The organism is Streptomyces prasinopilosus, assembly GCF_001419695.1.
GTDB classification, from domain to species: domain Bacteria; phylum Actinomycetota; class Actinomycetes; order Streptomycetales; family Streptomycetaceae; genus Streptomyces; species Streptomyces prasinopilosus.
In genome coordinates, this window is record NZ_LIRG01000184.1 from 1 (window position 1) to 9,079 (window position 9,079).

General features: G+C 72.5%; 6 protein-coding genes and 1 pseudogene. 4 read left to right on the forward strand and 3 right to left on the reverse strand.

The annotated features are described in order from the left end of the window. Nucleotides 1–112: 112 nt before the first annotated feature. Nucleotides 113–2,740, reverse strand: coding sequence for an ABC transporter permease/substrate binding protein (locus tag AOK18_RS09370; RefSeq protein WP_055694001.1), 2,628 nt, complete (start codon nt 2,738–2,740; stop codon nt 113–115). Then, nucleotides 2,733–3,821 (reverse strand): quaternary amine ABC transporter ATP-binding protein, encoded by a 1,089-nt coding sequence (locus tag AOK18_RS09375; protein WP_055694002.1) that lies wholly within the window; start codon nt 3,819–3,821, stop codon nt 2,733–2,735. The genes AOK18_RS09370 and AOK18_RS09375 overlap by 8 nt, the downstream gene beginning before the upstream one ends. A 267-nt stretch (nt 3,822–4,088) precedes the next feature. Here AOK18_RS09375 and AOK18_RS09380 point away from each other — a divergent pair, with 267 nt between their 5' ends. From AOK18_RS09380 to AOK18_RS09395, 4 genes and pseudogenes are all read left to right on the forward strand, one after another. After that, entirely contained in the window at nt 4,089–5,018 is a 930-nt protein-coding gene (locus AOK18_RS09380; RefSeq protein ID WP_240503120.1) for a 5'-3' exonuclease, read from the forward strand. Between the two features lie 79 nt (nt 5,019–5,097). Next, entirely contained in the window at nt 5,098–5,952 is an 855-nt protein-coding gene (locus tag AOK18_RS09385) for a siderophore-interacting protein (protein ID WP_055694003.1), read from the forward strand. Nucleotides 5,953–6,132: 180 nt separating this feature from the next. Beyond that, nucleotides 6,133–6,420 (forward strand): hypothetical protein, encoded by a 288-nt coding sequence (locus AOK18_RS09390; protein WP_055573137.1) that lies wholly within the window; start codon nt 6,133–6,135, stop codon nt 6,418–6,420. 2 nt (nt 6,421–6,422) lie between these two features. Further along, nucleotides 6,423–7,376: pseudogene (locus AOK18_RS09395) on the forward strand (RluA family pseudouridine synthase); the annotation flags it as partial. A gap of 152 nt (nt 7,377–7,528) precedes the next feature. On the opposite strand, the gene AOK18_RS09400 reads toward AOK18_RS09395, so the two are convergent. Then, a partial coding sequence (locus AOK18_RS09400; protein ID WP_055694004.1) for a cytochrome P450 occupies nt 7,529–9,079 on the reverse strand: 1,551 nt, incomplete at its 5' end.

The window sequence follows — 9,079 nt, forward strand, 5'->3', positions numbered from 1 at the left end:
CACGGTCCGAGGGGCGGGCCCGGCCCCGCCTGACGGCGGGGCCGGGCCCGCCCCTCGGGACGAGCGGTGCGGGGCTCCACGGCGACCCGGTGGTCGCCGTGGAGCCCCGTCGTCACTGCGGGGTCATGCGCCCCACCACGTCGGGGTGCTCCTCGAGCCAGGCGGCGACGGCCGCCTCCTCCTGGCCCTGGCCCCGGTCCTTGATCTCCTTCTCGAGCGTGCCGAGTTCGTCCTCGCTCATGGTGAACCCCTTGATCCACTTCGTGAGTTCGGGGTACTGCTCGGGGAACTTCTTGCTCGCGATGGTGTGGATGGTGTTGCTCTCGCCCCAGGCACCCTCGGGGTCCTCCAGCTTGGTCAGCTCGTACTCGCTGTACGTCCAGTGCGGCGACCAGAGCGTGACCGCGATGGGCTCCTTCTTGGCGTAGGCGCGCTTGAGCTCGGCCAGCATCGCCGGCGAGGAGCCGTCGACGACCTCGTACTCCTCGTCCAGGCCGTACTCCGGCAGGACCTTGGTCTTCAGGAGGTCCATCTGGCCGGTGCCCGGCTCGATGCCGACGATCCGCCCGCCGAACAGGTCGGCCTTGCCCTTGAGGTCCTCCAGCGACGTGACGCCCTTGACGTACGAGGGGACGGAGATCTCCAGGGAGACCGGTTCGTACCACGTGCCGAGGTCGGTGAGTCTGTCCTTCTTCGGCTCGTAGAAGTTCTTCTGGGAGTGCGGCAGCCAGGCGTCGAAGTTGAGGTCGAGATCACCGGAGGCGAGGCCCGTGTAGACCGGCCCGACGTCCATCTGCTTCAGGTTCAGCGTGTAGCCGCGCCGTTCCAGGACGTTCTTCCACAGGTAGGTGATCGCGATGTCCTCCTCCCACGGGAACCAGGCCACGTCCAGCGGGCGCTTCGCCTCGGCGGGGGTGTCGCCGGAACCGGACGGCCGCACGGGCGCGAATTTGTCGACGGCGTCCGGGTTGTCCTCCAGCCAGGCGCGGACGGCGTCCTGCTGCCGGCCCTTGCCGGCCTTGTTGATCTCGGCCTCCAGGCCGGTGAGTTCCTCCTCGGTCATCGAGAAGTCCTTCAGCCACCGGCCGACGAGGGGGTTCTCCTCGGTGAAGCCCTTGCGGCCCAGGGTGTGCACGGCGTCGCCCTCGCCCCAGGTGCCCTTGGGGTCCTCCAGCTTCTTCAGGTCGTAGTCGCTGTACGCCCAGTGCGGCGACCAGAGCGTGACGACGACCGGTTCCTGCTTGCCGTAGGCGCGCTTGAGCTCGGCCAGCATCGCCGGCGTGGAGCTGTCGACGACCTTGTACTCCTCGTCCAGGCCGTACTCCGGCAGGACCTTGTCCTTGAGCAGGCCCATCATGCCGGCGCTGGACTCGATGCCGGTGATCTCCCCGCCGAAGGTGCCGGCCCTGCCCTTGAGGTCCTCGAGGGAGTCGACGTCCTCCATGTAGGCGGGCACGGCGAGTTCGAGCGTGGTCTCCTCGTACCAGGTGCCGAGGTCCTCGAGCCGGTCGCCGTACTTCTTCCAGTACTCGGCGTGGGTGGTGGGCAGCCAGGCGTCCGTCTGGAAGTCGATGTTGCCCTGCGCGAGCGCGGTGTAGAGCGGGCCCGCGTCGAACTGCGTGGCCTCGACCTTAAAGCCCCGCCGTTCGAGGATCTCCTTCCACAGGAAGGTGGAGGCGACGCCCTCGTCCCAGGGGATGTAGCCGATGGAGATCTTCTTGCCGTCGCCGACGTTCCCGGCGTCGGCGACGGTGTCCGTACCGCCGCTCCTGCCGTTGCCGCCGAAGATGCCCATGCCGCCGGCCACCAGGGCCAGGACGACGACACCGATGACGGCGACCTGCGGGCGCGGCCGGTAGGACCAGATCTTCAGCCCCTGCGCGGCGCGCGCCCTGGCGGCGGCACGGCGGCCGAGCGGGGACACCTGGGTGCCCAGGGCGCTGGTCATGCGGTCGAGGTAGATCGCCAGGATGACGATGGCGAGGCCGGACTCGGCGCCGAGTCCGACGTCGAGCTGGCCGATGGCCTCGATGACGGCGCCGCCGAGGCCGCCGGTGCCGACCATGCCGGCGATCGCGGCCATGGACAGGCCGAGCATGATCACCTGGTTGACGCCCGCCATCACGGTGGGCAGCGCCAGCGGCAGCTGGACGCGCAGCAGGGTGTTGCGGGGCGTGGTGCCGAACGCCTCGGCCGCCTCCACGAGGTCCTTGTCGACCTGGCGGATGCCCAGCTCGGTCATGCGCACGCCGGGGGCGAGCGCGAAGATCAGGGTGGCGACGATGCCGGGGGCGGAGCCCGTCCCGAAGAAGAGGATCGCCGGGATGAGGTAGATCATCGCGGGCAGCGTCTGCATGAAGTCGAGGACCGGGCGCACGAAGGCGCTGACCCGGTCCGAGCGGGCCGCCCAGATGCCCACGGGCACGGCTATGACGAGCGCGATGACGGTGGCGACGACGACCAGGGCCAGCGTCACCATCGAGTCGCCCCACAGCCCGAGGGAGTCGATGAAGGCGAATCCCGCGAAGGTGAGGACACCGGCGACGGTGCCGCGCAGCCAGAAGGCGATCACCGCGAAGATGCCGGCGAGCAGCAGCGGCTCGGGCGCCTGGAGGACGGCGTTGACGCCGTCGTAGGCGCCGGTGAAGACGGTCTTGAAGAAGTCGAACAGCCAGGTCACGTTGGCGAGCAGCCAGTCGACCGCGCTGTTGACCCAGGAGCCGAGCGGAATCCTAGGCACGGGTCAGCACCTTCCCGCCCTCGCCGCGCGGGGAGTCGCAGGCGCCGGGGCCGCCGTCCTCGTCGCCGAGGAAGCCGACGAGCCGCTGCCGGGGTACCACGCCGATGACCTCGCCCTCGTTGCCGAGGACGGCCACGGGGTGCGCCGCGCGGGCGCTCATCGCGCACAGGTCGGTGAACGGCGTCTGCGCGGTCGCGGTCTCGCAGGCGCAGTCGGCCTCGTCGCCGCGCACCTCCCGCTCCATCACGGCGCCGGCGGTCAGCACCCGGGAGCGGTCGACGTCCTGGGTGAAGGAGGCGACGTAGTCGTTGGCGGGGCGGATGAGGATGTCCTGCGCGGTGCCGATCTGCACGATGCGGCCGTCCCGCATCACCGCGATGCGGTCGCCCAGCCGCATGGCCTCGTTGAGGTCGTGCGTGATGAAGACGATCGTCTTCTTCAGCTTCTTCTGCAGTTCCACCAGCTGGTCCTGCATGTCGCGGCGGATCAGCGGGTCGAGCGCGCTGAAGGACTCGTCCATCAGCAGCAGGTCGGCGTCGGTCGCGAGCGCGCGGGCCAGCCCGACCCGCTGCTGCATGCCGCCGGACAGCTCGTCGGGCCAGGAGTTCTCCCAGCCGGCCAGGCCACACAGGGCGAGCGCCTCGTCGGCGCGGCGTTCGCGCTCGGCGCGGGGCACGCCCTGCACTTCCAGGCCGTACGCGGCGTTCTCACGGACGCTGCGGTGCGGGAAGAGCGCGAAGTGCTGGAAGACCATGCTGATCTTCCTGGAGCGGACCTCGCGCAGCTCGCGGCCGGACAGCGCGGTGAGGTCCTGGCCGTCGAACCGCACCTGTCCGGCGGTCGGCTCCGACAGGCCGTTCAGCATGCGCAGCAGGGTGGACTTGCCCGAGCCGGACAGGCCCATGACGACGAAGATCTCGCCGGGTTCCACGGTGAACGAGGCGTCGATGACGGCCGCCGTGGTGCCCTGGGCGCGCAGCTCCTCCCGGTCGGCCTCGCTCTGGCGCAGTCTCTCGACCGCCTGGCCCGGTCGTCTGCCGAACACCTTGTACAGATGCTCGGCCTCAAGCCTCGTTGACACGTGTACCTCTTGACTCGACGGCAATGGCAAGGAGCGGCGCCCGTCGGGACGGTTCAGGTGTTCCTGGCAGTCGAACCTGCAACCGGCGCCACTCCGGGGCCGCGCCTCCCCTGTTTCCCCGAGGGCAAACGCATACGTGTCCCGCCTCACATCCGGAGCGTTCCGTCCGGCGGGCGGCTCCCGCCCGAGGCCCCCCGCCGCACGGCGGGGGGCGCGTCCCGGCCCGCGGTCGTGCGGCTGCGGGCGCTGTCGGCAGCGTGCGGCATGATGCGGAGCGTGACCGGACGACTGATGCTCCTCGACACCGCCTCCCTCTACTTCCGCGCCTACTTCGGCGTCCCGGATTCCGTCAGGGCCCCGGACGGCTCGCCGGTGAACGCCGTGCGCGGGCTGCTCGACTTCATCGACCGCCTGGTCCGGGACCACCACCCGGACCACCTGGTGGCGTGCATGGACGCCGACTGGCGCCCGGCGTGGCGGGTGGAGCTGATCCCCTCCTACAAGGCGCACCGGGTGGCCGAGGAGCGCGCCTCGGGCCCCGACGAGGAGGAGGTGCCCGACACCCTGTCCCCGCAGGTGCCGGTGATCGAGGCCGTCCTGGACGCCGTCGGCATCGCGCGCGTGGGGGTCGACGGGTACGAGGCGGACGACGTGATCGGCACCTTCACCGCGCGGGCGCGCGGTCCGGTGGACATCGTCACCGGCGACCGCGACCTGTACCAGCTGGTGGACGACGCGCGCGGAGTGCGGGTGCTGTATCCGCTCAAGGGCGTGGGCACGCTCCAGATCACCGACGAGGCCGTGCTGCGCGGGAAGTACGGGGTGGACGGCGCGGGGTACGCGGATCTGGCGCTGCTGCGCGGCGACCCGAGCGACGGCCTGCCGGGCGTGCCGGGGGTGGGCGAGAAGACGGCCGCCAAGCTGCTGGCCGGGTTCGGCGACCTGGCCGGGATCCTGGCGGCGGTCGACGATCCGGAGGCCGGGCTGACCCCGGCGCAGCGCAGGCGCCTCACCGAGGCGCGCCCGTACCTGGCGGTCGCCCCGAAGGTCGTCCGGGTGGCGGACGACGTCCCGCTCCCGGAGGTCGGCACGGCACTGCCGCGGACCCCGCGCGACCCCGACGCCGTACGGGAACTGGCGGCCCGCTGGGGCCTCGGCGGCTCCCTGGAACGGCTGCTGACGACCCTCGCGCGGTAGGCGCCGCCGCACGCCCGGGTGATCACCACGGGAAGGTGTTAGCTTAGGTAAACCTAACTAAGCGACAGGGAGGCCCCAGATGGCACAGCGACCGGGACGCGAGCCGCGCAGGCCCCACTCCGGGCGGGTGCTCCGCACCGAGCAGCTGACCCCGCACATGCGGCGGGTGGTGCTGGGGGGCGAGGGCCTGGTCGACTTCACGGCGGACACCTGCACCGACCACTACGTGAAGCTGCTGTTCCCCGCCGAGGGCGTCACCTATCCGGAACCGTTCGACGTGCAGCGGATCCGTGAGGAGTTCCCGCGCGCCCAGTGGCCGGTGACCCGGACGTACACCGTGCGCCACTGGGACGCCGAGCAGCGCGAGCTGACCCTGGACTTCGTGCTCCACGGCGACGAAGGGCTGGCGGGCCCCTGGGCCCGGCGGGTCCTGCCGGGCGAGACCGTGTTCTTCATCGGTCCCGGCGGCGCCTACGCCCCCGACCCCAGCGCCGACTGGCATCTGCTGGCGGGCGACGAGAGCGCGCTGCCCGCGATCGCCCGGTCGCTGGAGGCCATGCCGGACGGGGCCAGGGTCCACGCCTTCGTGGAGGTCGAGGGGCCGCGGGAGGAGCAGAAGATCGACTCCGAGGTGGCGGTCACCTGGCTGCACCGGGGGGACCGTCCGGTCGGCGAGGCGCTGGTGGAGGCCGTGCGGGCACTGGAGTTCCCCGAGGGCCGGGTGCACGCCTTCGTCCACGGCGAGGCCCATTTCGTGAAGGAGCTGCGCCGTCTGCTGCGGGTGGAGCGGCAGGTCGCGCGCGAGGACCTCTCGATCTCCGGATACTGGCGGCGCGGCCACGACGAGGACGGCTGGCAGGCCTCGAAGCAGGACTGGAACGCGCGGGTCGAGGCCGAGCAGGAGCAGGCGGGGCCGTCGGCCGCGGCCGGCTGAACCTCCACCGGGCCGCCGCCGGACCGCACCGGGGCCGTCACCGCACCCCCTCGCGTCCCCTCCGGCCCGGCTTCGCGGCCGCCGCACCCGGCGCCGGTCGGGTGAACCCCGGCCCCCGTGCCGCCGCGGACGGCGTGGCGCGGCGCCCCGCCCCCGCCCGCTGCCCGAGGATCCGGGCGCGTGACGAACACCTTCGAAGAACTCGTGGCCAAGCAGCGCGCGGTGGACGAGGCACACGTCCGCGTACGCCATCTGCAGGAGACGTACGGACCTCCCACGGACACCAAGTGGAGCAGCATGCAGACCACCACCTGGGAGACGGCCTGGCGGGCCTGGCGCGACCTCGCCCGTGAGCTCCGGACGGCGGTGAGCGACTTCGCGCGGGCCGAGGGGAAACCACGCCACGTGGTCGAGGCCGAGGTCAAGCAGGCAGCGCTGGACCAGCAGGAGGGCGGGGCGGACACGTAGCCTTGGCCCTCGTGAGCCGCAGACGCAGAACCGCCCCGCCCTCCCCGCTGCCGCAGCGCGACGGTGTGGACCCGGTGCGGGTGCGCCTGCCCGGCACGGGGCGGTGGGCCACCGTGCGGGATCACCTCGTGGCCCGCTTCCCGGTCGGCTCCGACGTCGTCGACGGCATGTTCGACGCGGGGCTGGTCGTGGGCGCGGACGGGCGGCCCGTGCCGGCCGACGCCCCCTGCGTGCCGGGGTCGTTCGTGTGGTTCCACCGGGAGCCTCCGGCCGAGGTCCCGGTGCCCTTCCCGCTGGAGGTCGTGTACCGGGACGAGCACATCGTCGTCGCCGACAAGCCCCACTTCCTGGCCACCACACCGCGCGGCAGCCACGTCACCCAGACCGCGCTGGCCCGGCTGCGCCACGAACTGGGCATCCCGCTGCTGGGCGCCGCGCACCGCCTCGACCGGCTCACCGCCGGGCTGGTGCTGTTCACCGTGCGGCCCGAGGAGCGCGGCGCGTACCAGACGCTGTTCCGCGACCGGCTGGTCCACAAGGAGTACGAGGCCGTCGCCCCCCACGATCCGGCGCTCGTCCTGCCCCGGACCGTGCGCAGCCGGATCGTCAAGGAGCGCGGGGTGCTGACCGCGCGGGAGGTCGGGGGCGAGCCGAACGCGGTCAGCCGGGTCGAGCTCCTGGAGCACCGGGCCGACGGCCTCGCCCGGTACCGGCTGGTGCCCGGCACCGGGCAGACCCATCAGCTGCGGGTCCACATGAGTGCCCTGGGCCTGCCGATCCTCGGCGACCCCCTGTATCCGGAGGTGACCGGCCCCGTCCCGGCCGGTGACTTCCGGCGCCCGCTGCAACTGCTGGCGCGGTCCCTGGAGTTCACCGACCCGGTGACGGGGGCGCGGCACCGGCTGCGCAGCGGCCGCACGCTCGCGGCGTGGACCTCGTACGGGGACTGGGCCGCGGAGGACCGCGTCGCCGGGGACCGTGCCGTCGGGGACCACGCCACCGGGGTCCGTGCCTCGGACGACCGCGTCACCGAGGCACGGACCGCCGAGGCACGGACCGCCGTGGACCGGACCGTCGCCCGCAGGCCCCCGGCGCCCCGGACCTGCGGTCAGTAGCCGCGCCACCAGTTCAGGAGGCGCTGCCAGGTGCCCGGCGCGCGGGCCGGTTCCCCGGGGGCGGCGACGGCCGCCGGCTCGGCGGCCGACTGCTCGGCCACGGCCGGCTCGGCGGCCGGCCGCCCGTCCGGCTGAGCGGCCGGTGCCCCTGCCGTGAGCGCGGACCGCGGGGCGGGGACGTCACTGGACCCGAACGGATCGCGGCGGGCGGCGGACGGCGCGTCCTGCTCCCCCGGTCCGGCACTGCCGATGAGCCAGTCGCGGCGCGGGGCCGCCGGACGGTGGTCGTGGTTCGGCCGCTCGGTGATGTCCTGCTGCTCCCTCGGGGTGAACCGGACGGGCAGCTCGATGAGATGGCGCGAGGCGATCGACTCGGTGTGGCGCAGGTCCTCGTCGGCGACGTCGAGTTCGAGGTCGGGCAGCCGCATCAGCAGCGCGTCGACGCCGATCTCGGCGATGGCGCGCCCGATGTCCTGCCCGGGGCACTCGTGCGGGCCCCCGCTGAAGGCGAGGTGGGAGCGGTTGCCCTGCATGTGGGCGGTCGGGTCCGGGCGTACCCGCGGGTCGACGTTGGCCGGGGCCGGGGCGAACAGCAGTCCGTCGCCCCGGCGGATGCGCTGGCCGCCCAGCTCCGTCTCCTGCTTGGCGAAGTAGGCGAAGATGGTGCTGAACGGCGGTTCGTCCCAGAGCAGTTGCTCCACCGCCTCCGGCACGGTCATCTGTCCGCCGTTGAGCTGGGCCCGGAAGCGCGGGTCGACCAGCACCGTGCGCAGCACGTTGGCCAGGAGGTTGGCGGTCGACTCGTAGGCGGCGATGAGCACCACCCGCAGGTGCTCCCTGACCTCGTCGTCGGTCAGTTCGGCCGGGTGGGTGATGAGATGGCTGGCGAAGTCGTCCTGCTGTTCCAGCCGGCGGCGCGCGGTGAGCCGGCTCAGCGCGTCCATGACGTACGCGTTGCTGGCGATGGCGGTCTCGGTGCCCCTGATCATGTCGCGGGCCGACTCGACCATCCGGTCGTTGTACTCGTCGGGCATGCCGAGGATGTGGCACATCACGGCCATCGGCAGGTGCTCGGCGTACTGGCTGACGACCTCGGCCTCGCCCACTTCGCAGAACCGGTTGACGAGACGCTGGGTGCAGCGGTTGATGTGCCGGCGCAGGCTGCGGAAGTCGATGGTCGACATGGCGAAGTCGATCGCGCCGCGCAGCCGTTTGTGCTCGTCGCCCTCGGCGTGGGCGCACATCGGCTGCCAGGCGATGTGCGGCATCAGCGGGTGGTCGGGTTTGACCAGGCCGTCCCGGAGCGGGGACCAGATCCGGCTGTCCCGGGTGTACTGGGCGGGGGTGCGGACCATGTGGAGGTTCTCGGCGTGGCCGAGGACCACCCACACCGGCACGTCGTCGTGGAGCAGTGCGGGCGCCACGGGGCCGTGTTCGGCGCGGAGTTCCTCGTACAGCTTCTTCAGGTCGGCCGATTCGTGCAGCCGGTGCAGTCCCCCGGGGCCCTGTCCGTGCGCGGGGCAGCCGGGGGACTGCACCGGCTG

What these genes read in the sequence shown, in the direction of transcription:
- AOK18_RS09380 (WP_240503120.1), top strand. Translation starts at nt 4,089, where the DNA reads ATGCGGAGCGTGACCGGACGACTGATGCTCCTCGACACCGCCTCCCTC.
- AOK18_RS09385 (WP_055694003.1), top strand. Translation starts at nt 5,098, where the DNA reads ATGGCACAGCGACCGGGACGCGAGCCGCGCAGGCCCCACTCCGGGCGG.